This window comes from Enterobacter sp. 22466, from assembly GCF_052044775.1.
GTDB lineage: Bacteria > Pseudomonadota > Gammaproteobacteria > Enterobacterales > Enterobacteriaceae > Enterobacter > Enterobacter dissolvens.
In genome coordinates, this window is the sequence record NZ_JBQENX010000006.1 from 291959 (window position 1) to 315775 (window position 23817).

The following is a 23817-nucleotide window of genomic DNA, read 5'->3' on the forward strand; positions in this document are numbered from 1 at the left end:
TTACTGATTAAAACAGGAGCTGAGTTAGGCGATAATAATGTAACCGTTTAACCGACTACGACCATTATCAAGGAGCGAAAAATGGCTACGCACTTTGCAAGAGGGATACTGACAGAAGGTCGTCTCGTATCGGCCAGAATTTCGTCAGCGTGTCACAGTGAAGCGCTCAAACTTCCGGAGCACCGCAGGACGCGTTTTCTGGCTTCCCGGGCGCTGCTTGCTGAACTGCTCTTTATGCTGTACGGCACCAGTGAGCTGCCAGACATCATCAACCAACCAGAAGGTCGCCCGGTCTTTGCCGACCCGGAACTGCCGCGTTTTTCCATTGCCTATACGGGCAATATTATTGGCGTAGCACTCACCACCGAAGGAGATTGCGGGCTGGATATGGAACTTCAGCGCGCGACACGTGGTTTCCACGGCACTAACCCACATGACGACTACCCGCTCTCCAGCAATGAGCAGCTGTGGGTGCGCAACCAGAACGATCCCACTGAGGCCCGGGCCCAGCTTATCACCTTGCGCCAGAGCATTCGCAAGCTCTGTGGCTGCGCGTCAGACGACGCCCGTCAGTTGCAACTGTTGCCGGGTTCCGGTCGCCTGCGCTCCACGCAAGCCGCGCTGGTAGAAGCGCTCAGCGATGTCGAGGACGTGTTGATCTGGTCTGTCGCGGTGACTCCCGCCATTGAGCGGCTGAAAATCTGGGAATTTGACAGTAAACAGGGATGGAGTAGCCTTCCGGATGTGCCCGAGCGTGCCAACGAACCTGCCGCGCGCCTGATGAGATTAACCAGTTTACCGGCAGAAAAAGCATATACCCTTAGCTGATCCATTCAGGGTCATCATGATGAAACAGGAGTAATCATGTCTGATACGTTGAAAGTCGTTACATTACTGGGAAGCCTGCGCAAAGGTTCATTTAACGGGATGGTTGCCCGTACGCTGCCACAGCTGGCACCGGCGGGTATGGAGATTAGTGCCCTGCCTTCCATTGGTGACATCCCGCTTTACGATGCGGATGTGCAGCAGGAAGAAGGGTTCCCGCAGAGCGTTGAAGCCCTGGCTGAGCAGATTCGTCAGGCTGACGGGGTGGTGATTGTGACGCCGGAGTATAACTACTCGGTTCCGGGTGGTCTGAAAAACGCGATTGACTGGTTATCCCGTCTGCCGGAGCAGCCGCTTTCAGGTAAGCCGGTGCTGATCCAGACCAGCTCAATGGGTGCCATTGGCGGTGCGCGCTGCCAGTATCATCTGCGCCAGATCCTGGTATTCCTGGATGCAATGGTCATGAACAAGCCAGAATTTATGGGCGGTGTGATTCAGAATAAGGTCGACCCGCAGACGGGTGAAGTGGTGGATCAGAGCACGCGTGACCATCTCTCTGGCCAGCTGACGGCGTTTGGTGATTATATCAAGCGGGTGAAGGCGTAAGCCGGAGCGGCCTGATGCCCTCACCCCAGCCCTCTCCCACTAGAGAGGGTGCAAACACTAAAGCCCTTTTCTTCGAAAAGGGCTTGCTGTTTATTTGGCGTCGATAAACACAATCTTCAGCACAAACAGCAGTGCCACAATGATGACGCACGGGCTGAGGTCACGGAAACGACCGGTACCAATCTTCATCACGCAGTAGGAGATAAAGCCCAGCGCGATACCTTCAGTAATGGAGAAACTGAACGGCATCATTACCGCGGTAATAAACGCCGGTACTGCTTCGGTTAAATCATCCCACTTCACGCGCGACAGGCTGGAGGTCATCAGTACCCCCACGTAGATCAGCGCACCTGCAGCCGCATACGGTGGAACCATGCCAGCCAGGGGAGAAAGGAAGATCACCAGCAGGAACAGAATCCCCACCACTACCGCGGTCAGACCGGTACGGCCACCCACAGAGACACCGGAAGAAGACTCAATGTAAGCGGTAACAGAAGAGGTCCCGATAAAAGCACCGCTGACAGAAGAGATACTGTCCACAAACAGCGCCTGCTTCATACGCGGGAATTTGCCTTTCTCATCCGCCAGACCCGCTTTGTCGGTCACACCGATCAGCGTGCCGGACGAGTCAAACAGGTTCACCAGCATGAAGGAGAAAATCACCCCCGCCAGGCCCAGATTCAGGGAACCCGCCAGATCTACATGGCCAACGACGGTAGAAACGCTCGGTGGTGCGGAGACGATGCCGTTGTAGTGAACGTCACCCAGCATCCAGCCCAGCAGGGTGGTTACCACGATGGACACCAGCACCGCCGCATGAATATTGCGGGAAGCGAGGATCGCGATGATAAAGAAGCCCAGTACGCCCAGCAGCACACTATGGGAGGTCAGGTGACCGATACTCACCAGCGTATCCGGGTTAGCGACGATAACACCGGCATTTTTCAGCCCCATCATACCGATGAACAGACCGATACCGCTGGTGATGCCCACGCGCAGGCTGACAGGAATGTTCGCAATCATCCAGTAGCGCACGCGGAAAACAGTCAGCAGCAGCAGGCCAACCGCGCCCCAGAAGATAGCGCCCATGCCGACTTGCCACGGCAGCCCCATCGCCTGAACCACCACGAACGCAAAGAATGCGTTAAGCCCCATCGCCGGAGCCAGTGCAACCGGCAGGTTAGCAAACACCCCCATCAGAATGCTGCCAAGTGCAGCGATCAGGCAGGTCGTAACGAAGACGGCGCTGGTATCCATGCCAGCAACGCCCAGAATTTGTGGGTTAACAAAAACGATATAGACCATCGTCAGGAAGGTGGTGAAACCGGCGATCACTTCGGTGCGTGCCGTTGTGCCGTGCTCGCGCAGTTTAAACACGCGCTCAAGCAGACCCTGACCAGATGTCTGGGTTGTGTGTTGTTGACTCATCATCAATTTCCGAACAAGGAGGGAAAATTCGTCGCTATCCTATACCAAAATGCGACAATAGTGGCGGTTACGAGATACTTTTTTCATTGATTTTGCTTATACGGCAACGATTGCGTCTCGTTTAACTGCTATACGTAAACGTTAAACTTGTTAAAAGGGAAAGGCATGTCCGGAATTGAAGCGGTATTTTTCGACTGCGACGGTACGCTGGTCGACAGTGAGGTCATTTGTTCCCGCGCGTATGTCGCCATGTTCCAGGAATTTGGCATTACGCTCGATCTCGACGAGGTGTTCAAACGCTTTAAGGGCGTGAAGCTGTACGAGATCATCGACATCATTAACGACGAACACGGTGTGGATCTGGCGAAAACGGATCTGGAACCGGTGTACCGCGCCGAGGTCGCACGCCTGTTCGATTCTGAGCTGGAGATCATTGCCGGCGCAAACGCGCTGCTGGATGCCATGACGGTACCGATCTGTGTGGTCTCCAACGGTCCGGTCAGCAAAATGCAGCACTCGCTGGGTAAGCTTGAGATGCTGCACCACTTCCCCGAAAAACTGTTCAGCGGCTACGATATCCAGCGCTGGAAGCCAGACCCTGCGCTGATGTTCCATGCGGCAAAGGCGATGAACGTTAACGTGGAGAACTGCATTCTGGTGGATGATTCCTCTGCGGGCGCGCAGTCGGGCATTGATGCAGGAATGGAAGTGTTTTATTTCTGTGCCGACCCGCACAACAAGCCGATCGATCATCCCAAAGTGACGACCTTTACCGATCTGGCGCAGCTGCCAGCGTTGTGGAAGGCGCGCGGGTGGGATATTACGCGGTAGATTTTTGTAGGCCCGGTAAGCGCAGCGCCACCGGGCATTTTAACGACTGATTACTCTTTCGGATCTTTACCCGCCAGCAGCTTGTCCAGCTCGTCGCCGCCCACGTGACGGAAGTCCTGACCTTTCACGAAGTAGAAAATGTATTCGCAAATGTTCTGGCAGCGGTCGCCGATACGCTCGATAGAGCGCGCGCAGAACAGGGCGGTCAGTACGCTCGGGATCGTACGTGAATCCTCCATCATGTAGGTCATCAGCTGACGCACGATACCTTCATACTCCTGGTCGACTTTCTTGTCTTCACGGTAGATACGCACCGCTTCGTCCAGATCCATACGTGCAAAAGCATCCAGCACGTCGTGCAGCATTTGCACGGTGTGACGACCCAGCGACTCCAGGCTCACCAGCAGCGGCTGGTGCTGCTGAGAGAATTTCTCCAGCGCGGTGCGGCAGATTTTATCCGCCACGTCACCAATACGTTCCAGCTCGGCGATGGTTTTAATGATGGCCATCACCAGACGCAGGTCGCTCGCTGTCGGCTGACGCTTGGCGATGATGCGCACGCACGCTTCGTCAATCGCCACTTCCATCATGTTGACGTTTTTATCGCCTTCGATAACGCGCTTCGCCAGTTCGCTGTCCTGGTTATGCATCGCCGTGATCGCATCAGAAAGCTGCTGCTCGACCATGCCACCCATGGTCATGACCTGAGTACGAATACTTTCCAGCTCTGCGTTGAACTGGCCGGAAATGTGTTTATTAAGATTGAGATTGTCCATAGCGCGCTCCTGAATCAACCGTAACGGCCGGTGATATAGTCTTCTGTTTGCTTTTTAGCGGGCTTGGTGAACAGATCGTCCGTGTTACTGAACTCAATCAACTCGCCCAGGTACATAAACGCCGTGTGATCGGAGCAACGCGCAGCCTGCTGCATGTTGTGAGTCACGATAACCACGGTGTAATCCTGCTTCAGCTCGGTGATCAGCTCTTCAATACGACCGGTTGAGATCGGGTCCAGCGCTGAACACGGCTCATCCAGCAGCAACACTTCCGGGCGAATGGCGATACCGCGCGCAATGCACAGACGCTGCTGCTGACCACCGGAGAGAGAGTAACCGCTCTGGTGCAACTTATCTTTGGTTTCGTTCCATAATGCGGCCTTGGTCAACGCCCACTGTACGCGCTCGTCCATATCGGCACGGGAGAGCTTTTCAAACAGGCGTACGCCAAACGCGATGTTGTCGTAAATCGACATCGGGAACGGGGTCGGTTTCTGGAACACCATCCCCACTTTCGCACGCAGCAGGGCGATATCCTGACTATTGGTCAGAATGTTGTCACCATCCAGAATGATTTCGCCTTCGGCACGCTGCTCCGGATAGAGCGAGTACATTTTGTTAAAGGTGCGCAGCAGTGTGGATTTACCACAGCCGGACGGACCGATGAATGCCGTTACCTGGTTTTTCGCGATATCCAGGTTGATATTCTTCAGGGCATGGAATTTGCCGTAGTAGAAGTTCAAATCACGAACCTGAATCTTACCCGGGGCAGTATCAACCATACTCATTGACTCATTTCCTCATTCGGCGCCGCGAGCTGCCGCGCCGTAAAAAATTAACCGTGTTTCTTCTTCGCGAAAATCACGCGCGCCAGAATGTTCAGCAACAGTACGCAAAGGGTGATGATCAGCACCCCGGCCCAGGCCAGCTGCTGCCATTCCGCGAATGGGCTCATCGCAAATTTAAAGATCGTCACCGGCAGGTTGGCGATCGGCTGCATCATGTCCGTGCTCCAGAACTGGTTGGAGAGCGCGGTAAACAGCAGCGGTGCCGTTTCACCCGCGATACGAGCAATGGCCAGCAGGATACCGGTCATGATCCCGGAGACAGAGGCTTTCAGCGTAATCGCGGAGATCATTTTCCATTTCGGTGTTCCCAGCGCATACGCCGCTTCACGCAGGCTGTCCGGCACCAGTTTCAGCATGTTCTCGGTGGTACGAATGACGATTGGCACCTGCAGCAGCGCCAGCGCAATCACACCCGCCCAGCCAGAGAAGTGTTCCATCTGTGCCACCACAATGGTGTAAACAAACAGACCCACCACAATAGACGGGGCAGAGAGCAGGATGTCGTTAATGAAACGAATCACTTCCGCCAGCCAGGATTTACGGCCATATTCTGCCAGATAGATACCCGCCATAATGCCCAGCGGCGTACCGAATACTGTCGCCCACAGGATCAGCAATCCGCTGCCTGCCAGGGCGTTCGCCAGTCCTCCACCCGCGGTGTTCGGTGGCGGCGTCATTTCAGTGAACAGCGCCAGAGACATGCCGTCGATACCGCGAACCACGGTCGAGAAGAGGATCCAGATCAGCCAGAACAGACCGAAGGCCATCGTCGCCATCGAGAGCGTCAGCGCAATACGGTTCTTGAAGCGACGCTTCGCCTGCATTTTGCGGCGTGATTCCGCAAGCTGAGTGGTGCTTTGCATTTCGAGAGTTGCCATTAGCGTGCCCCCTCATTTTTCGCGAGACGCAGGATCATCAGCTTGGAGATCGCCAGCACGATGAAGGTAATCACGAACAGGATCAGACCCAGCTCCATCAGCGCCGCCACGTGCAGCCCGGATTCCGCTTCGGCAAATTCGTTCGCCAGCGCGGAGGTAATACTGTTACCCGGCATATAAAGCGAGGCACTGTCGAGCTGGTAGGTGTTACCGATGATAAAGGTCACCGCCATGGTCTCACCCAAAGCGCGCCCTAAGCCCAGCATCACGCCACCGATCACCCCATTTTTGGTGAACGGAAGGACGATACGCCAGATGACTTCCCAGGTGGTGCAGCCAATACCGTAGGCCGACTCTTTCATCATCACCGGGGTTTGTTCGAAGACATCGCGCATGACAGCCGCAATGTACGGAATAATCATGATGGCGAGGATCACCCCTGCCGCCAGAATACCGATACCGAATGCCGGGCCGGAGAAGAGCGCCCCCACAAACGGAATAGCGGAGAGAACATTACCCACCGGCTCCTGGAAATACGTGGCAAACAGTGGCGCAAAGATAAACAGGCCCCACATGCCGTACACGATACTTGGAATGGCCGCCAGCAGTTCAATGGCGATACCCAGCGGGCGTCGCAGCCAGCCCGGTGCCAGTTCCGTCAGGAACAGGGCGATACCAAAGCTTACCGGAACTGCAATCAGCAGGGCGATGAACGAGGTCACCAGCGTGCCGTAAATCGGCACCAGCGCACCATAGATATCGTTTGGCGCGTCCCACTCTTTGGTCCACAGGAAGGAGAAACCGAATTTCTGGATGCTCGGCCAGGAGGAGAAAATCAGAGACACGATAATGCCGCCCAGCAGCAATAGCACAATCAGCGCAGCCAGTTTCACCAGCGCGCTGAAAATCATGTCACCTTTTTTACCCGGAGGGTTAAATGCAGGCTTGGTTGCAGCCATAAAATACTCTTCTGTTTGAGACGTTTTTACGAATATGCCCGGTGGCGCTGACGCTTTCCGGGCCTACAGCGTTAGCCGTAGGGCGGGTAAGCGCAGCGCCACCCGCCATCTTCGTTAAATATATCCTGTTAGTACAGCGCTTTACCGCTGCTGTCTTTCACGTTGGTTTTCCATGCAGCACGAATCTGCTCAACCACGCTGTCTGGCAGGCTGGCGTAATCCAGGTCATTAGCCTGTTTGCCGCCGTTTTTGTAAGCCCAGTCGAAGAACTTCAGCACTTCAGCGCCCTGCTCAGGTTTCTTCTGTTCTTTGTGAACCAGAATGAAGGTAGTGGACGTGATTGGCCACGCGCCTTCACCTTTCTGGTTAGTCAGATCCTGAGCGAAGGATTTGCTCCAGTCAGCGCCTTTTGCAGCGTTGGCGAAGTTCTCTTCGGTCGGGCTGACTGGCTTGCCATCAGCAGAAACCAGTTTGGTGTAGGACAGGTTGTTCTGCTTGGCGTACGCATATTCTACGTAACCGATAGAGCCTGGCAGACGCTGTACGAACGCAGCGATACCGTCGTTGCCTTTACCGCCCAGACCGGTTGGCCAGTTAACGGTAGAGCCGGAACCGACTTTAGATTTCCACTCTTCGTTCACTTTCGCCAGGTAGCTGGTGAAGACGAAAGAGGTACCAGAACCATCCGCGCGACGAACCACGGCGATGTTCTGAGAAGGCAGTTTCAGGCCAGGGTTGAGTTTAGCGATGGCTTCGTCATCCCATTTTTTAATTTTGCCCAGGTAGATATCACCCAGGGTTTTGCCGTCCAGCACCAGCTCACCTGACTTCACGCCCGGCAGGTTGATCGCCAGAACCACACCGCCGATAACGGTCGGGAACTGGAACAGGCCTTCCTGAGCCAGTTTGTCATCAGACAGCGGAGCGTCGGATGCGCCGAAATCAACGGTATTTGCGGTAATTTGTTTTACGCCACCGGAGGAGCCGATACCCTGATAGTTAACCTTATTACCGGTTTCTTTCTGGTAGGTATCCGCCCATTTGGCATACACCGGCGCAGGGAAGGTTGCACCAGCGCCAGTCAGGCTTGCTTCTGCAAATACAGAGAAAGCGCTCAGAGATAAGGTCGCGGCGACAACAGTTGCGACAGTGGTACGCATAACTTTCATAATGTCTCCTGCAAGGATTTCGTAAATCATTGTTTAAGTGGCTACGATGAGCAAAATAGGACAAACAGGTGACAGATAAATGTACGAATTATGACAGTTTTATGACAGTGAAAGTTTAGCTTAAATTTAAGCGAAACATTCTTTAATTATCATCATGTTAGCCACAAGCATGACAACAAGTTTTCAGTAATATTTTCTTTATGTGACACTGAAAAAAGTAGCTGAAGATGACAGATTGTCATAAATAAAAACGCGGATGCGTTGATTAAAAACAAACCAGGCAGGGTAAAAGCTCCACCCGAAGGTGGAGCCTGGAGGGATTATTCTACGGTGACAGATTTCGCCAGATTACGCGGCTGGTCGACGTCGGTGCCTTTGATCAGCGCAACGTGGTAAGCCAGTAACTGCAGCGGAACGGTGTAGAAGATGGGGGCAATAACCTCTTCCACATGCGGCATCTCGATGATGTGCATGTTGTCGCTGCTGGCAAAACCGGCGTCCTTATCGGCGAAGACGTACAGTACACCACCACGGGCGCGAACTTCTTCGATGTTGGATTTCAGTTTCTCCAGCAGTTCGTTGTTAGGTGCCACAACGATAACCGGCATATCTGCATCAATCAGCGCCAGCGGGCCATGTTTCAGCTCGCCTGCCGCGTAGGCTTCAGCGTGGATGTAAGAGATCTCTTTCAGCTTCAGCGCGCCTTCCAGCGCAATCGGATACTGATCGCCACGACCCAGGAACAGGGCGTGATGTTTGTCGGAGAAATCTTCAGCCAGAGCTTCAATCCGCTTGTCCTGAGACAGCATCTGCTCAATGCGGCTCGGCAGAGCCTGCAGACCATGAACAATGTCATGCTCAACAGAAGCATCCAGCCCTTTCAGGCGCGCCAGTTTCGCCACCAGCATCAGCAGAACCGTCAGCTGAGTGGTAAACGCTTTGGTAGAGGCCACACCGATTTCGGTGCCCGCTTTGGTCATCAGCGCCAGATCGGACTCACGTACCAGTGAAGATCCCGGCACGTTACAGATAGCCAGCGATCCCAGGTAGCCGAGCTCTTTCGAGAGACGCAGCGCCGCCAGGGTATCAGCCGTTTCGCCAGACTGAGAAAGGGTGATCATCAGGCTGTTACGACGCACCGCAGATTTGCGGTAGCGGAATTCAGAGGCGATTTCCACATCGCACGGCACGCCAGCCAGCGATTCAAACCAGTAGCGAGAGACCATCCCGGAGTTGTAGGAGGTACCGCAGGCCACAATCTGAATGTGCTCAACCTTGCTGAGGAGCTCGTTTGCGTTGACACCCAGTTCGCTCAGATCCACTTCTCCGTGGCTGATACGACCGGTCAGGGTGTTTTTGATGGCATTTGGCTGCTCGTAAATCTCTTTCTGCATGTAGTGACGGTAAGCGCCTTTGTCGCCCGCGTCGTACTGCAGATTGGATTCAATCTCAGGGCGCTTCACCTGCTCGCCTGTGGTATCGAATACCGTCACGCTGCGGCGAGTCACTTCTGCGATATCCCCCTCTTCCAGGAAGATAAAGCGGCGGGTGACCGGCAGGAGCGCCAGCTGGTCAGAAGCGATAAAGTTTTCGCCCATGCCCATACCAATAACCATCGGGCTACCGGAACGCGCAGCCAGCAGCGTGGACGGGTCACGGGAGTCCATGATTACCGTGCCATACGCACCGCGCAGCTGTGGGATCGCGCGCAGCACCGCGTCGCGTAGCGTGCCGCCCTTTGCCAGCTCCCAGTGCACCAGGTGCGCAATCACTTCGGTATCGGTTTCTGAAACGAAGGTATAGCCGCGCGCTTTCAGTTCTTCGCGCAGCGGTTCGTGGTTTTCGATAATGCCGTTATGCACGACCACGATGTGTTCAGACACATGCGGGTGCGCGTTGCCTTCAGACGGTTCGCCGTGCGTCGCCCAGCGGGTATGCGCAATACCGGTGCCACCGTGCAGCGGGTGTTCTTCCGCGGCCTGGGCCAGCATCTGCACTTTACCGAGGCGGCGAAGACGGGTCATATGACCTTCTGCATCCACTACTGCCAGACCGGCAGAGTCGTAGCCACGGTATTCCAGACGACGTAAACCTTCGAGAAGGATTTCAGCAATATCACGCTGCGCAACTGCGCCAACAATTCCACACATAGTTAGATTTCCTGATTATGGCGTTATGCCATGCGTTGTCGCTGACCTGTATTTGCCCTTTCCGGGCACCCCGAGCCTTGTAGAGAGTGGGGTTATTGTTATGGGTACTGCTTGTGGGGGAGATATATCTTTATCTCCTCTCCGGGTTTGCCTGACGACGGCTACGCCTTATCAGACAAACTTAATCGTAGGGCGGGTAAGCGTAGCGCCACCCGCCTTGTTGTTACTTTTTCTTCACCGGGCGTTTCCAGCCCTGCTTGTGCACCTGCGGCACACGGCTTAATACCAGCTCGTTATCGGCGATATCGCGCGTAACGGTTGTCCCGGCGGCAATCGTTACCCCATTACCCACGGTAACCGGTGCCACCAGCTGTGTATCAGAACCGACAAACACATCATCACCGATAATGGTTTTAAACTTGTTGGCACCGTCATAGTTGCAGGTGATTGTACCTGCACCAATATTGACGTTATCACCAATTTCCGCATCGCCCAGATAGGTCAAATGACCGGCTTTAGAGCCTTTACCCAGACGCGCTTTTTTCATCTCAACGAAGTTGCCCACGTGAGCGCCTTCCAGCAGCTCAGCCCCCGGGCGCAGACGCGCGAACGGCCCAATAGTGCATGCCGCGTCAAGATGGGCATCTTCCACCACGCTGTATGGGCTAATTTCGCAATCGTCACCGATGACGCTGTTTTTGATCACACAGCCCGCACCAATTTTGACGCGGTTGCCCAGCGTAACGTTACCTTCCAGGATAACGTTAGTATCAATCTCAACGTCGCGCCCGTGCGCTAACGTTCCACGCAGATCGAAACGCGCCGGATCGCGCAGCATCACGCCGGCCAGCAGCAGCTTTTCGGCCTGTTCGGACTGATAAACGCGCTCCAGACGGGAAAGCTGCAGACGGTTATTCACCCCTTCCGTTTCACTGATACGTGCCGGATGAACCGCCGCAATCTCGCGCCCTTCCTGGTATGCCATCGCAATGATATCGGTGATGTAGTATTCACCCTGCGCATTGTTGTTGTTGAGCTTCGACAGCCAGCGCTTTAAATCGGCGCCATTCGCAATCAGGATACCGGTGTTGATCTCCTGAATCTGGCGCTGTGCTTCACTGGCGTCTTTGTGTTCAACGATACCCGTTACGTTGCCGTTTTCACGAGTAATGCGACCGTAGCCGGTTGGATCGTCCAGCACAACGGTTAATAGACCGATACCGCCCTGCGGTTTGGCTTCACGCAGGCGAGTCAGTGTGTCGATGGAGATCAGCGGAACATCGCCGTAGAGCATCAGAATGTCTTCGTCATCGGCAAAGAACGGCGCTGCCTGCTGCATCGCGTGACCGGTTCCCAGCTGTTCAGCCTGAAGCACCCAGTTGAGGTTGTCATCGCTCAGCGTCTTTTTAAGCAGATCGCCGCCGTGGCCGTAGACTAGGTGGACCTGACGGGCGCCCAATTCATTTGCTGCATCAATGACATGCTGCACCATTGGCTTTCCTGCCAGTGTATGAAGCACTTTAGGCAGATCGGAATACATGCGGGTACCTTTGCCTGCGGCAAGGATCACCACGCTCATCGCACTGTTTGACATACGCATCCTGACGGTAGTTTGAGTGAGAAGTAAAAACGTTTGGTGCTTAAAATTCTACATCTTTTTCATCATGAATTAAGGACGAAAAAAAAAGCCAGCCTGGTATCCAGACTGGCTTTTGTGCTTTTCAAGCCGGTGTTACATCGCTTTTTTGGTCAACTCGATAACGCGCAGTTTGGCGATCGCTTTGGCCAGCTCCGCAGACGCCTGAGCGTAATCCACGTCACCATGAGAGCTGCTAATGTGCTCTTCAGCCTTACGCTTCGATTCCAGGGCTCGCGCTTCGTCGAGATCCTGGCCACGAATAGCGGTATCGGCCAGAACGGTCACACTGCCAGGCTGCACTTCAAGAATGCCGCCGGACAGATAGATAAACTCTTCGTGACCGAACTGTTTAACGATGCGGATCATACCAGGCTTAATGGCGGTGAGCAGCGGTGCGTGACCCGGGAAAATACCCAGTTCACCTTCACTACCCGTTACCTGGATTTTCTCGACCAGACCAGAGAACATTTGTTGCTCTGCGCTGACGACGTCCAGGTGGTAAGTCATTGCCATATCACCCTCCGATTAAGGCGTTAAAGTTTTTTGGCTTTTTCCACAGCTTCTTCGATGGAACCAACCATGTAGAACGCCTGCTCCGGCAGGTGATCGTATTCGCCTTCCATGATGCCTTTAAAGCCACGGATGGTGTCTTTCAGGGAAACGTATTTACCTGGAGAACCGGTGAATACTTCCGCAACGAAGAACGGCTGGGACAGGAAGCGCTGGATCTTACGCGCACGTGCTACCACCAGTTTGTCTTCTTCAGACAGTTCATCCATACCCAGGATGGCGATGATGTCTTTCAGTTCCTGGTAACGCTGCAGCAGGGACTGTACGCCACGCGCGGTGTCGTAGTGTTCCTGACCAACAACCAGTGGATCCAGCTGACGGCTGGTGGAGTCCAGCGGGTCAACGGCCGGGTAGATACCCAGAGACGCGATCTGACGGCTCAGTACCACGGTTGCATCTAAGTGCGCAAAGGTGGTTGCTGGTGATGGGTCAGTCAAGTCATCCGCAGGTACGTATACCGCCTGAACGGAAGTGATAGAACCGGTTTTGGTAGAGGTGATACGTTCCTGAAGAACACCCATCTCTTCCGCCAGCGTTGGCTGGTAACCTACCGCTGAAGGCATACGACCCAGCAGTGCAGATACTTCAGTACCGGCCAGGGTGTAACGGTAGATGTTATCAACGAACAGCAGAACGTCACGGCCTTCGTCACGGAACTTCTCAGCCATTGTCAGGCCAGTCAGCGCAACGCGCAGACGGTTTCCTGGTGGCTCGTTCATCTGGCCATAAACCAGGGATACTTTGTCCAGAACGTTGGAGTCGGTCATTTCGTGGTAGAAGTCGTTACCCTCACGAGTACGTTCACCTACGCCCGCAAATACGGAGTAACCGGAGTGCTCGATCGCGATGTTACGGATCAGCTCCATCATGTTTACGGTTTTACCTACACCCGCACCACCGAACAGACCAACTTTACCGCCCTTCGCAAACGGACACATCAGGTCGATAACTTTGATACCGGTTTCCAGCAGTTCCTGAGAGCTGGACAGCTCTTCGTAGGAAGGTGCCGCGCGGTGGATAGCCCAACGCTCTTCTTCACCGATGTCGCCTTTCATGTCGATTGGCTGACCCAATACGTTCATGATACGACCCAGTGTTGCTTTACCTACCGGGACTTCGATCGGGTGCTCAAGGTCTTTTACTTCCAGACCACGACGCAGACCGTCGGAAGAACCCATCGCGATGGTACGCACGATACCGCCGCCGAGCTGCTGCTGAACTTCCAGCACCAGGCTCTCGTTACCATTCTGTACCTCAAGCGCGTCGTACACGCGTGGTACGGCGTCCTGAGGGAACTCGACGTCCACCACGGCGCCGATTACCTGGACAATCTTTCCAGTAGCCATCTTGAATCCTCTACGTAATTCGTAAACCTGGTTAAACCGCGGCGGCCCCCGAGACGATCTCGGTGAGTTCCTGAGTAATGCTGGCCTGACGAGCTTTGTTGTAAACCAACTGCAGCTCTTTAATCAGGCTGCCGCCATTATCGGTCGCGGCTTTCATCGCCACCATTCGTGCGGCCTGCTCGCTGGCCAGGTTTTCTACAACGCCCTGATAAACCTGAGATTCAACGTAACGACGCAGCAGGGTATCCAGCAGCGGTTTCGGATCGGGTTCATACAGGTAATCCCAGGCTTTCTGTTTCAGCTCGTCATCTTCTGAAGCCGGCAAAGGCAACATCTGAGTGAGCGTTGGCACCTGAGACATGGTGTTAATAAATTTGTTGCTGACAACGTACAGTCTGTCCAGACGGCCTTCATCATAGGCCTGCAACATCACTTTAACCGGGCCGATCAGTTCGGACAGGGACGGGTTATCACCCATACCGGTCACCTGAGCGACAATGTTGCCACCAACGGAGTTAAAGAAAGAGACGCCTTTAGAGCCGATCAATGCGAGATCGCACTGAACGCCTTTATCAGACCAGCCTTTCATATCCGCCAGCAGTTTTTTGAACAGGTTAATGTTCAAGCCGCCACACAGACCACGGTCGGTCGACACCACCAGGTAGCCCACGCGCTTAACGTCGCGTTCTTCCAGGTAAGGGTGCTTATATTCCAGATTACCGTTTGCAAGGTGACCAATCACTTTGCGCATGGTTTCTGCATAAGGACGGCTGGCCGCCATGCGATCCTGCGATTTACGCATTTTGGAAGCGGCGACCATCTCCATCGCTTTAGTGATCTTTTGCGTGTTCTGGACGCTTGCGATCTTACTACGTATCTCTTTTGCGCCGGCCATGAGCTTCTCCTCAATGCCAGGCGGCTTGTCCTGAGACAAGCCGCCGGACGATTACCAGGATTGGGTTGCTTTGAAGGAATCGAGGATAGCTTTCAGCTTGCCTTCGATTTCGTCGTTATAGCCACCGGTCTGGTTGATCTCTTGCATCAGCGGAGCGTGATCACGGTCGACGTAAGCCAGCAGAGCGGCTTCGAAGCTACCGATTTTCGCCAGTTCCACATCTTCGAGGTAACCGCGTTCAGCCGCGAACAGTACCAGGCCCTGCTGAGCAACAGACATTGGTGCGTACTGTTTCTGCTTCAGCAGCTCGGTCACTTTCTGACCGTGGCTCAGCTGTTTACGGGTTGCTTCGTCCAGATCGGATGCGAACTGAGAGAACGCAGCCAGTTCACGATACTGTGCCAGCGCGGTACGGATACCACCGGACAGTTTCTTGATGATCTTGGTCTGAGCAGCACCACCTACACGGGATACGGAGATACCCGGGTTAACCGCCGGACGAATACCGGAGTTAAACAGGTTGGTTTCCAGGAAGATCTGACCATCGGTAATGGAGATTACGTTGGTCGGAACGAACGCAGAAACGTCACCCGCCTGGGTTTCAATGATCGGCAGCGCGGTCAGAGAGCCCGTTTTACCCTTCACTTCACCTTTGGTGAAGTTCTCGACGTATTCCGCGTTAACGCGGGAAGCACGCTCCAGCAGACGAGAGTGGAGGTAGAATACGTCGCCAGGGAACGCTTCACGTCCTGGTGGACGACGGAGCAGCAGGGAAACCTGACGATAAGCAACAGCCTGTTTAGACAGGTCATCGTATACGATCAGTGCATCTTCACCGCGGTCACGGAAGTATTCACCCATTGCACAACCGGCGTATGGCGCCAGGTATTGCAGTGCAGCAGATTCAGAAGCGGTTGCCACAACAACGATGGTGTTAGACAGCGCGCCGTGCTCTTCCAGTTTACGAACCACGTTAGAAATGGTGGACGCTTTCTGGCCGATAGCCACGTACACACATTTGATGCCGGAGTCACGCTGGTTGATGATGGCATCGATAGCCATCGCGGTTTTACCGGTCTGACGGTCACCGATGATCAGTTCACGCTGACCACGACCGATTGGGATCATGGCATCAACGGACTTATAACCCGTCTGAACAGGCTGATCTACGGACTGACGGTCGATAACGCCCGGTGCGATAACTTCGATTGGAGAGAAGCCATCGTGCTCAACCGGACCTTTACCGTCGATTGGTGCACCCAGGGTGTTAACAACACGCCCCAGCAGGCCACGGCCAACCGGAACTTCCAGAATACGGCCAGTACACTTCACCTTCATGCCTTCGGCGAGGTCAGCGTATGGACCCATCACAACGGCACCTACGGAGTCGCGCTCCAGGTTCAGTGCGATAGCGTAACGGTTACCCGGCAGGGAAATCATCTCACCCTGCATACAATCGGCCAGGCCGTGGATGCGGATAACACCGTCACTTACAGAAACAATAGTACCTTCGTTATGAGCTTCGCTCACAACATTGAACTGAGCAATGCGCTGCTTGATCAGTTCGCTGATTTCGGTGGAATTCAGTTGCATGCTCCAGTCCCCTTAAGACTGCAAGACGTCTGCAAGGCGCTCAAGACGGCCGCGTACGCTGCCATCAATGACCATATCACCCGAGCGGATGATTACGCCTGCCATTACAGACTTATCGATTTTGCAATTCAGCTTAACTTTGCGTGACAGACGTTTTTCCATCGCGGCGGTAATTTTCGCAAGCTGTTCATGACTCAGTTCAGTCGCAGAAGTTACTTCAACTTCAGCAGTAGCTTCACTAAGGGCACGTAAGTGCTCAAACTGCTCGAGAACATCCGGGAGCACACGGAGACGACCATTTTCTGCCATTACCTTAATCAGGTTCTGGCCGTTGGCATCCAGTTGCTCTCCGCACACGGCGATGAACGACGCGGCGAGGGTTTCAGGTGCTAATGCACCAGAAAGCAACTCGGCCATTTGTTCGTTTTTCGTCACCTCAGCGGCAAACGCCAGCATATTCTGCCAGCGATCGACATTTTGGTGTTCGACAGCAAAGTCAAAAGCTGCTTTGGCGTAGGGGCGAGCTACCGTAACAAATTCAGACATCAGCCCCTCCCTCCTTACAGTTCAGCGACAAGTTTGTCCACGATGTCGCTGTTAGCAGCTTCATCCACGGAACGTTCGATGATCTTCTCGGCGCCAGCAACAGCCAGAATCGCAACCTGCTTACGCAGTTCTTCACGAGCACGTTTACGCTCAGCTTCAATTTCAGCCTGAGCCTGTGTCACGATCTTAGTACGTTCCTGTTCTGCTTCAGCTTTGGCTTCGTCCAGGATCTGAGAACGGCGTTTGTTAGCCTGTTCAATGATTACCTGAGCTTCCGCTTTCGCTTTTTTCAGCTGGTCTGTCGCGTTGGCCTGTGCAAGGTCCAAATCTTTCTTTGCGCGTTCTGCAGAAGCCAGACCGTCAGCAATTTCTTTCTGACGTTTTTCGATGGCAGCCATTAAAGGCGGCCATACATACTTCATGCAGAACCAAACAAAGATAATAAACGCGATGGCCTGGCCGAGGATTGTTGCGTTCATGTTCACAGCACAATACCTCTTAAATTTCTGTGGCTTGGGGTTTTAAAACAACTACTACGCGACAGCAAACATCACGTACAGACCCAGACCTACAGCGATCATTGGGATAGCATCCACCAGACCCATAACGATAAAGAACTGAGTACGCAGCAGAGGAATCAGATCAGGTTGACGCGCAGCGCCTTCCAGGAATTTGCCCCCGAGGATGCCGATACCGATCGCAGCACCGATAGCCGCCAGACCCATCATCACAGCGGCAGCCATGTACAGCAGATCCATATTCAGGTTTTCCATGACAGTCTCCAGTTTGTTTCAATTAAAACGTAGTAGTGTTGGTAAAAAATCAGTGCTCTTCAGACGCCATCGACAGATAGACGATCGTCAGAACCATGAAGATAAAGGCTTGCAGCGTAATGATCAGGATGTGGAAAATGGCCCACGGCACATTCAGAACCCACTGTGACCACCACGGCAGAAGACCCGCGATCAGAATGAAAATCAGCTCACCCGCATACATGTTGCCGAACAGTCGCAGACCCAATGAAACAGGTTTGGACAGCAGGCTAACGCCTTCCAGGATCAGGTTGACCGGAATAAACGCCCAGTGGTTGAACGGCTGCAAGGTAAGCTCTTTCACAAAGCCGCTTACGCCTTTCATTTTGATGCTGTAGAAAAGAATCAGGATAAACACGCCCAGCGCCATCGACAGGGTGATGTTCACGTCAGCAGACGGAACCACGCGCAGAGCAGGCAGACCGAAGACATGCTCGCCAATCCACGGCAGGAAATCGATAGGCAGAAGGTCCATCAGGTTCATCAGGAACACCCAAACGAACACGGTCAGGGCCAGCGGAGCAATCAGCTTGCTCTTACCATGGTACATGTCTTTCACGCTGCCATGGACGAAGCCAATGATCATTTCGATGAACGTCTGGAATTTCCCTGGAACACCGCTGGTCGCTCTTTTAGCAACACCGCGGAACATGGCCAGGAACAGAAGACCCAAAACCACCGAGAAGAACATGGAGTCGATGTTGATCGTCCAGAAGGTGGCCGGGGGGTTATGCGGATCCACCAGCGAGAATGTACGCAAGTCCATCTGAAGGTTGCTCAGATGGTGACTTATGTAATCCTGCGGCGTCATATTTTCTGAAGCCATGATGCCTTTTACCCTTTGTTATTGATTACAGCTGGAGCCAGAACTTGTACCACCAGCACCAAAACCCACGTAGCTATCAGCGGCATGAATACCACTTTCAAAACCGCCAGCGCCATCACCAGTAGAGTAAAGGTCAGCAACACCTTACACACTTCGCCGAGGGCGAAGGACCAGGCCACGCGGCCTTTGGCAGGTGTATGCGCCTGATGACGCCAGGCAAAAATCATAAACAACATGTTTGGCAGCACAACCGCCAAACCCCCGCACACGGCGGAGATGCCCCAGAAGGGGTCTTTGAGGCTAAACAGCAGTCCACTTGCTATCACAGCCAGAAACTGAATGAACAGAAGCTTACGAGCAACGTTTCTACTCAAGAGCGACACAGACATCACGTTTTTACTCCTGCTCCCTTCGAGGTATGCCGCGTGTCGTATAAAACGTCCTTTAAGGCTCAGAGTCAAGCATCAAAAAGCGGTCAAATTATACGGTGCGCACCCGTGATTTCAAACATTAAGTAGCGAAAAGGTGAATAAATGTTTAAATATTTTTCCCCACCGCTATTTTTTAACTTTTGATGAAAGCCCCGACCTTCGGCCAAAACTGCAAACAGCGCGAAAACGTTGGCTACAAAGCGTGCACGAGATCACAAAACACACATTTGCGATAAGGTTGTATTTATCAAACACGTAAATCGCCTTATTTCATCTTTCTGAAATTAAAGACAAAATGTCGCAACTATTTTCAAAACAGCCCCGTATACAATAAAAACCTTTTATTGACATTCTTAATAAATATTTAACATTGCATTCTGGTTGCTGCTTTCCACTTTTAGCAGGCTGATATTTTCGTGGTTGATTATCTTCAGGGTGAACAATGGTCATAAAGTTAACCGTTAGAAAACCCTTAGTAAAAACGAGGTTAAATTATCTCCGGCAAAATCCGCTGTGTTGTGCTGTTTTTTAACACGGACAGAACAGCACGAATTCCACATTTTTTATTAATTTTTTAAAAATTGTTTGGCTTAATTATCACCAGATGACGTTCACCCTCGAGCTGAGGGATCTGTAACTTCTCAATGGATTCGACCATAAAACCCTCCGGAAGCTGTTCAATTTCCTCGCCAGGCAACTGACCTTTCAGCGCATAAAAACGGCCATTCTCTGCCGGTAAGTGCTTACACCAGCTCACCATGTCATTAAGCGAAGCGAAGGCACGGCTGATGACACCGTCAAACGGTGGCTCTGCCGGGAACTCCTCTACCCTGCTTTGTACTGGCGTGATGTTCTCAAGCTTGAGCTCATGCTGTACCTGGCGCAAAAAACGCACGCGCTTGCCAAGGCTATCCAGCAGGGTGAAATGGCTCTCAGGACGAACAATCGACAGCGGAACTCCCGGCAGGCCAGGACCCGTGCCCACATCGATAAAGCGCTCACCGTTCAGGTATGGCGCCACCACAATGCTATCGAGAATATGGCGAATCAGCATCTCGTTGGGGTCGCGTACGGAGGTGAGGTTGTACGCTTTGTTCCATTTGTTCAGCATATCGACATAGGCCACCAGCTGATTTTTCTGGTGCTCGGTGAGCGAAATACCTGCCTGATCCAGCAGACGAGAGAGTTTATTGAGCACGGTGAATACCTGTTGAGAGACTTAAGTGGCGGGTGGCGCTTCGCTAACCCGCCCTACGGAGTTCTGTAGGCCCGGTAAGCGCAGCGCCACCGGGCGAATTACACATGTTACGCGCTACGGCGCAGCATGCCCTGCTTTTTCAGCCACACCAGCAGAATCGAAATCGCGGCGGGCGTGACACCGGAAATACGGGAGGCCTGGCCAATCGACACGGGTTTATGATCGTTCAGTTTGGCGATCACCTCATTGGAAAGGCCCGTCACCTGACGATAGTCCAGCATTTCCGGCAGCAGCGTGTTTTCGTTACGCTGCTGTTTTTCGATCTCATCCTGCTGACGCGCGATGTAACCTTCGTATTTCACCTGGATTTCAACCTGCTCAGCCGCTTCAGCGTCTTCAAGACCCGGAGCAAAGGCGGTAAGTTTCACCAGATTCACATAGGTCACTTCCGGACGACGCAGCAGGTCTTCACCACTGGCTTCGCGAGAGAGCGGCGCAGTCAAGTGAGCGTTCACTTCGGCAGCGGTTTCGGCCTGCGGATTGACCCAGGTCGTTTTCAGGCGCTGACGTTCCTGCTCAATGCGCTCCAGCTTCTCGTTGAAGCGCGCCCAGCGTTCGTCATCCACCAGACCCAGCTCACGACCCATTTCGGTCAGACGCAGGTCGGCGTTATCTTCGCGCAGCATCAGGCGATATTCCGCACGAGAGGTAAACATACGGTACGGCTCTTTGGTACCCAGCGTGCAGAGATCGTCGACCAGCACACCCAGATAGGCCTGAGAGCGCGCCGGAGCCCAGCCCTCTTTCTCGGCAGAGAAGCGGGCGGCGTTCAGACCCGCCAGCAGACCCTGCGCAGCCGCTTCTTCGTAACCGGTCGTGCCGTTAATCTGACCCGCGAAGAACAGACCGTGGATGAATTTGCTCTCCAGGGTCGGTTTCAGGTCTCGTGGATCGAAGAAATCGTACTCAATGGCGTAGCCAGGGCGAACGATTTTCGCGTTCTCCATCCCCTGCATTGAGCGAACAATCTGCATCTGCACATCGAACGGCAGGCTGGTGGAGATGCCGTTCGGATAAATTTCGTTGGAGGTCAGCCCTTCAGGCTCCAGGAAGATCTGGTGCTGGTTACGATCGGCAAAGCGCATCACTTTGTCTTCGATCGACGGGCAGTAACGCGGGCCGATCCCTTCGATCACGCCAGCGTACATTGGGCTGCGATCGAGGTTATTGCGGATCACGTCATGGGTTTTTTCGTTGGTATGCGTGATATAGCACGGTACCTGCTGCGGATGTTGTGCCGCATTGCCCATGAACGAGAAGACCGGCATTGGGTTATCACCGTGCTGTTGTGCCAGCACGCTGAAATCAATGGTGCGCGCGTCAATACGGGGTGGCGTACCGGTTTTCAGACGGCTCACACGCAGCGGCAGTTCACGCAGGCGGCGTGACAACGGGATAGAGGGCGGATCGCCAGCACGGCCACCGCTGTAGTTATCCAGACCGATATGGATCTTACCGTCCAGGAATGTCCCAACGGTAAGGACAACCGCTTTCGCGCGGAATTTAAGCCCCATCTGGGTGACAGCGCCCACGACACGATCGTTCTCAACAATAAGATCTTCCACCGCCTGCTGGAAGATCATCAGGTTCGGCTGATTCTCCAGGGCGGTGCGCACTGCCTGACGGTAAAGCACGCGGTCTGCCTGAGCACGGGTCGCACGTACGGCGGGGCCTTTGCTCGCGTTTAGTATCCTAAACTGGATGCCTGCCTGATCGATCGCTTTCGCCATCAGGCCGCCAAGTGCATCCACTTCTTTTACCAGGTGTCCTTTCCCAATGCCGCCAATCGCCGGATTACAGGACATTTGTCCCAGCGTGTCGATATTGTGTGTCAAAAGCAGGGTCTGCTGACCCATTCGCGCTGCGGCCATTGCGGCCTCAGTGCCTGCATGACCCCCGCCAATGATAATGACGTCAAAAGGATCCTGATAAAACATGGTGGTCTGCCTCGCGTAAAGCGGTATGAAAATGGATTGAAGCCCGGGCCGTGGATTCTACTCAACTTTAGTCTTTCGAGAAAGCATTGGGATCCTGGGCTATTAAAAAGAAGATCTTTTTATTTAGAGATCTGTTCTATTGTGATCTCTTATTAGGATCGAGGACCTTTGTGGATAAGTCCGATCTCATAAAGAAGATCATGAAGTTAGAAAGGATCGTTTGCTGTGAATGATCGGTGATCCTGGCCCGTATAAGCTGGGATCAGATCGCGACTTTATGCACAGGCCAAAAACGACTTCGCCGTTGTCCTTTGGATAACTACTGCTTAATACGAGCTTTTAACCAGAGTTATCCACATCTGTTCGCGCGATCTTTAATCGTTTTTGAGTAATTTTTTCCATTCACCCAGCCAGATCTCGGCCGGATCCTCCGGAATATCATGATCGAGGATGTTGATCTTCAGCGTTTCACCCACCTGTTTTGCTCCACAGGCGGTCACTGCCGCTTCAACTTTCTCGATAGCACCGCAGAAGGTGTCATATTCGCGACTGCCAATACCCACCGCGCCAAAACGGACGTTTGACAGGTCAGGTTGCTGTTCCTGCAGTTCGTCATATAAAGGCTGGAGGTTATCCGGAAGATCGCCTGCGCCATGCGTGGAAGTGATCACCAGCCAGACCCCATCAGTCGGGAGATCTTCAAGCAAAGGCCCGTGCAGCGTTTGTGTGGAAAATCCCGCATCCTCCAGCTTCTCAGCCAGATGTTCCGCTACATATTCCGCGCCGCCAAGGGTGCTGCCGCTGATAAGGGTAATGTCCGCCATTGATCGCTCGCTCAGATAAAGAGAGGGCCATTGTACGCTGTGAACGGGCTGGGATCTACCTGTGGAAAATGTGGGTATGAATTTGCCCGATCAGGGGCGGATGGTACGCATGATCGGGTTTTGCAGGGAGATCAACGTCTCGGTGGACTGAATTTCATCGATTGTTTGGATCTTGTTGATAAGTACCTGCTGGAGGGCGTCGATGGATCGACACATCACCTTGATAAAGATGCTGTAGTGGCCGGTGGTGTAGTACGCCTCCGTCACTTCATCGAGCGCGTTCAGCTTCGCCAGCGCGGAAGGATAATCTTTTGCGCTTTTAAGAATAATGCCAATAAAGCAGCAGACGTCATAACCCAGCTGTTTTGGACTGACATCTATACGTGCCCCGGTAATGATCCCTGCCTGTTTCATCTTCTCTACACGAACATGAATCGTCCCCGGGCTGACGCCAAACTGCTTCGCCAGTTCGGCATAGGCGGTACGGGCATTGGCCATTAACGCCTCCAGGATGCCGCGGTCCAGATTATCGATCTGATAATTTTCCATAGCTTTTTCTTATGAAGATTAATGAATCACTCTATTCTAGCGTTAAATTTTGACGAATCAAAAGTGAAGGTGGCTTTTTGTTGTTTGATTATTGAATTGAATGCCTTTTCTGTTGCTTAAT

The 23817-nt window shown here is 53.3% G+C and carries 24 protein-coding genes; 3 read left to right on the plus strand and 21 right to left on the minus strand.

Going from position 1 to position 23817, the window contains the following annotated elements; genetic code table 11:
- The first annotated feature begins 81 nt into the window (after nt 1–81).
- Both ACTJJI_RS17305 and ACTJJI_RS17310 read left to right on the plus strand, forming a co-directional pair.
- A complete protein-coding gene (locus ACTJJI_RS17305; protein WP_014833836.1) occupies nt 82–828 on the plus strand; it encodes a 4'-phosphopantetheinyl transferase family protein in 747 nt (248 codons plus the stop codon).
- A gap of 36 nt (nt 829–864) precedes the next feature.
- Nucleotides 865–1431 (plus strand): NADPH-dependent FMN reductase, encoded by a 567-nt coding sequence (locus ACTJJI_RS17310; protein WP_014833835.1) that lies wholly within the window; start codon nt 865–867, stop codon nt 1429–1431.
- Nucleotides 1432–1521: 90 nt separating this feature from the next.
- Here ACTJJI_RS17310 and adeP read toward each other — a convergent pair whose 3' ends face one another.
- A complete protein-coding gene (gene adeP, locus ACTJJI_RS17315; RefSeq protein WP_440654992.1) occupies nt 1522–2859 on the minus strand; it encodes an adenine permease AdeP in 1338 nt (445 codons plus the stop codon).
- Nucleotides 2860–3024: 165 nt separating this feature from the next.
- On the opposite strand from adeP, the gene yieH reads away from it, so the two are divergent.
- Nucleotides 3025–3690, plus strand: coding sequence for a 6-phosphogluconate phosphatase (gene yieH / locus ACTJJI_RS17320; RefSeq protein ID WP_440654965.1), 666 nt, complete (start codon nt 3025–3027; stop codon nt 3688–3690).
- A gap of 50 nt (nt 3691–3740) precedes the next feature.
- On the opposite strand, the gene phoU is transcribed toward yieH, so the two are convergent.
- From phoU to asnC, 20 genes are all read right to left on the minus strand, one after another.
- A complete protein-coding gene (gene phoU / locus ACTJJI_RS17325) occupies nt 3741–4466 on the minus strand; it encodes a phosphate signaling complex protein PhoU (protein ID WP_008500182.1) in 726 nt (241 codons plus the stop codon).
- A gap of 14 nt (nt 4467–4480) precedes the next feature.
- The gene (pstB, locus tag ACTJJI_RS17330; RefSeq protein ID WP_014833832.1) at nt 4481–5254 is read right to left on the minus strand and encodes a phosphate ABC transporter ATP-binding protein PstB; all 774 of its coding nucleotides are present in this window, start codon (nt 5252–5254) and stop codon (nt 4481–4483) included.
- 47 nt (nt 5255–5301) lie between these two features.
- On the minus strand, nt 5302–6192 hold the full coding sequence (gene pstA / locus ACTJJI_RS17335; RefSeq protein WP_014833831.1) for a phosphate ABC transporter permease PstA: 891 nt from the start codon (nt 6190–6192) through the stop codon (nt 5302–5304).
- On the minus strand, nt 6192–7151 hold the full coding sequence (pstC, locus tag ACTJJI_RS17340) for a phosphate ABC transporter permease PstC (RefSeq protein WP_013099411.1): 960 nt from the start codon (nt 7149–7151) through the stop codon (nt 6192–6194). The genes pstA and pstC overlap by 1 nt, the downstream gene beginning before the upstream one ends.
- 128 nt (nt 7152–7279) lie before the next feature.
- Complete coding sequence (gene pstS / locus ACTJJI_RS17345; protein ID WP_014833830.1) at nt 7280–8320, minus strand: phosphate ABC transporter substrate-binding protein PstS; 1041 nt, start codon at nt 8318–8320, stop codon at nt 7280–7282.
- Between the two features lie 320 nt (nt 8321–8640).
- Nucleotides 8641–10470 (minus strand): glutamine--fructose-6-phosphate transaminase (isomerizing), encoded by a 1830-nt coding sequence (gene glmS / locus ACTJJI_RS17350; protein ID WP_440654968.1) that lies wholly within the window; start codon nt 10468–10470, stop codon nt 8641–8643.
- 223 nt (nt 10471–10693) lie between these two features.
- A complete protein-coding gene (gene glmU, locus ACTJJI_RS17355) occupies nt 10694–12064 on the minus strand; it encodes a bifunctional UDP-N-acetylglucosamine diphosphorylase/glucosamine-1-phosphate N-acetyltransferase GlmU (protein WP_014833828.1) in 1371 nt (456 codons plus the stop codon).
- Nucleotides 12065–12202: 138 nt separating this feature from the next.
- Nucleotides 12203–12622, minus strand: a complete 420-nt coding sequence (locus ACTJJI_RS17360) for a F0F1 ATP synthase subunit epsilon (RefSeq protein WP_006177560.1) — start codon at nt 12620–12622, stop codon at nt 12203–12205.
- Nucleotides 12623–12642: 20 nt separating this feature from the next.
- Nucleotides 12643–14025, minus strand: coding sequence for a F0F1 ATP synthase subunit beta (gene atpD, locus ACTJJI_RS17365; RefSeq protein WP_003862362.1), 1383 nt, complete (start codon nt 14023–14025; stop codon nt 12643–12645).
- A 31-nt stretch (nt 14026–14056) separates the two neighbouring features.
- Complete coding sequence (gene atpG / locus ACTJJI_RS17370; protein ID WP_003862364.1) at nt 14057–14920, minus strand: F0F1 ATP synthase subunit gamma; 864 nt, start codon at nt 14918–14920, stop codon at nt 14057–14059.
- A 51-nt stretch (nt 14921–14971) separates the two neighbouring features.
- Nucleotides 14972–16513, minus strand: coding sequence for a F0F1 ATP synthase subunit alpha (gene atpA, locus ACTJJI_RS17375; protein WP_003862367.1), 1542 nt, complete (start codon nt 16511–16513; stop codon nt 14972–14974).
- A 12-nt stretch (nt 16514–16525) separates the two neighbouring features.
- Nucleotides 16526–17059, minus strand: a complete 534-nt coding sequence (gene atpH, locus ACTJJI_RS17380) for a F0F1 ATP synthase subunit delta (protein ID WP_013099407.1) — start codon at nt 17057–17059, stop codon at nt 16526–16528.
- A 14-nt stretch (nt 17060–17073) separates the two neighbouring features.
- The gene (gene atpF / locus ACTJJI_RS17385) at nt 17074–17544 is read right to left on the minus strand and encodes a F0F1 ATP synthase subunit B (protein WP_013099406.1); all 471 of its coding nucleotides are present in this window, start codon (nt 17542–17544) and stop codon (nt 17074–17076) included.
- Between the two features lie 48 nt (nt 17545–17592).
- A complete protein-coding gene (gene atpE, locus ACTJJI_RS17390; RefSeq protein ID WP_000429386.1) occupies nt 17593–17832 on the minus strand; it encodes a F0F1 ATP synthase subunit C in 240 nt (79 codons plus the stop codon).
- 49 nt (nt 17833–17881) lie between these two features.
- On the minus strand, nt 17882–18697 hold the full coding sequence (atpB, locus tag ACTJJI_RS17395; RefSeq protein WP_440654973.1) for a F0F1 ATP synthase subunit A: 816 nt from the start codon (nt 18695–18697) through the stop codon (nt 17882–17884).
- Nucleotides 18698–18705: 8 nt separating this feature from the next.
- Nucleotides 18706–19086 (minus strand): F0F1 ATP synthase subunit I, encoded by a 381-nt coding sequence (gene atpI / locus ACTJJI_RS17400; protein WP_047360519.1) that lies wholly within the window; start codon nt 19084–19086, stop codon nt 18706–18708.
- A gap of 616 nt (nt 19087–19702) precedes the next feature.
- The gene (gene rsmG, locus ACTJJI_RS17405; RefSeq protein WP_440654975.1) at nt 19703–20326 is read right to left on the minus strand and encodes a 16S rRNA (guanine(527)-N(7))-methyltransferase RsmG; all 624 of its coding nucleotides are present in this window, start codon (nt 20324–20326) and stop codon (nt 19703–19705) included.
- A gap of 107 nt (nt 20327–20433) precedes the next feature.
- A complete protein-coding gene (gene mnmG / locus ACTJJI_RS17410) occupies nt 20434–22323 on the minus strand; it encodes a tRNA uridine-5-carboxymethylaminomethyl(34) synthesis enzyme MnmG (protein WP_440654977.1) in 1890 nt (629 codons plus the stop codon).
- A 374-nt stretch (nt 22324–22697) separates the two neighbouring features.
- Entirely contained in the window at nt 22698–23147 is a 450-nt protein-coding gene (mioC, locus tag ACTJJI_RS17415; protein ID WP_014833824.1) for an FMN-binding protein MioC, read from the minus strand.
- A gap of 90 nt (nt 23148–23237) precedes the next feature.
- Complete coding sequence (gene asnC / locus ACTJJI_RS17420; RefSeq protein ID WP_008500198.1) at nt 23238–23696, minus strand: transcriptional regulator AsnC; 459 nt, start codon at nt 23694–23696, stop codon at nt 23238–23240.
- Nucleotides 23697–23817: the final 121 nt, after the last annotated feature.

Excerpts from the sequence above, each read along its gene's own strand:
- ACTJJI_RS17305 (WP_014833836.1), top strand. The coding sequence starts at position 82 with ATGGCTACGCACTTTGCAAGAGGGATACTGACAGAAGGTCGTCTCGTA.
- ACTJJI_RS17310 (WP_014833835.1), top strand. The coding sequence starts at position 865 with ATGTCTGATACGTTGAAAGTCGTTACATTACTGGGAAGCCTGCGCAAA.
- adeP (WP_440654992.1), bottom strand. The coding sequence starts at position 2,859 with ATGAGTCAACAACACACAACCCAGACATCTGGTCAGGGTCTGCTTGAG.
- yieH (WP_440654965.1), top strand. The coding sequence starts at position 3,025 with ATGTCCGGAATTGAAGCGGTATTTTTCGACTGCGACGGTACGCTGGTC.
- phoU (WP_008500182.1), bottom strand. The coding sequence starts at position 4,466 with ATGGACAATCTCAATCTTAATAAACACATTTCCGGCCAGTTCAACGCA.
- pstB (WP_014833832.1), bottom strand. The coding sequence starts at position 5,254 with ATGAGTATGGTTGATACTGCCCCGGGTAAGATTCAGGTTCGTGATTTG.
- pstA (WP_014833831.1), bottom strand. The coding sequence starts at position 6,192 with ATGGCAACTCTCGAAATGCAAAGCACCACTCAGCTTGCGGAATCACGC.
- pstC (WP_013099411.1), bottom strand. The coding sequence starts at position 7,151 with ATGGCTGCAACCAAGCCTGCATTTAACCCTCCGGGTAAAAAAGGTGAC.
- pstS (WP_014833830.1), bottom strand. The coding sequence starts at position 8,320 with ATGAAAGTTATGCGTACCACTGTCGCAACTGTTGTCGCCGCGACCTTA.
- glmS (WP_440654968.1), bottom strand. The coding sequence starts at position 10,470 with ATGTGTGGAATTGTTGGCGCAGTTGCGCAGCGTGATATTGCTGAAATC.
- glmU (WP_014833828.1), bottom strand. The coding sequence starts at position 12,064 with ATGTCAAACAGTGCGATGAGCGTGGTGATCCTTGCCGCAGGCAAAGGT.
- ACTJJI_RS17360 (WP_006177560.1), bottom strand. The coding sequence starts at position 12,622 with ATGGCAATGACTTACCACCTGGACGTCGTCAGCGCAGAGCAACAAATG.
- atpD (WP_003862362.1), bottom strand. The coding sequence starts at position 14,025 with ATGGCTACTGGAAAGATTGTCCAGGTAATCGGCGCCGTGGTGGACGTC.
- atpG (WP_003862364.1), bottom strand. The coding sequence starts at position 14,920 with ATGGCCGGCGCAAAAGAGATACGTAGTAAGATCGCAAGCGTCCAGAAC.
- atpA (WP_003862367.1), bottom strand. The coding sequence starts at position 16,513 with ATGCAACTGAATTCCACCGAAATCAGCGAACTGATCAAGCAGCGCATT.
- atpH (WP_013099407.1), bottom strand. The coding sequence starts at position 17,059 with ATGTCTGAATTTGTTACGGTAGCTCGCCCCTACGCCAAAGCAGCTTTT.
- atpE (WP_000429386.1), bottom strand. The coding sequence starts at position 17,832 with ATGGAAAACCTGAATATGGATCTGCTGTACATGGCTGCCGCTGTGATG.
- atpB (WP_440654973.1), bottom strand. The coding sequence starts at position 18,697 with ATGGCTTCAGAAAATATGACGCCGCAGGATTACATAAGTCACCATCTG.
- atpI (WP_047360519.1), bottom strand. The coding sequence starts at position 19,086 with ATGTCTGTGTCGCTCTTGAGTAGAAACGTTGCTCGTAAGCTTCTGTTC.
- mnmG (WP_440654977.1), bottom strand. The coding sequence starts at position 22,323 with ATGTTTTATCAGGATCCTTTTGACGTCATTATCATTGGCGGGGGTCAT.
- mioC (WP_014833824.1), bottom strand. The coding sequence starts at position 23,147 with ATGGCGGACATTACCCTTATCAGCGGCAGCACCCTTGGCGGCGCGGAA.
- asnC (WP_008500198.1), bottom strand. The coding sequence starts at position 23,696 with ATGGAAAATTATCAGATCGATAATCTGGACCGCGGCATCCTGGAGGCG.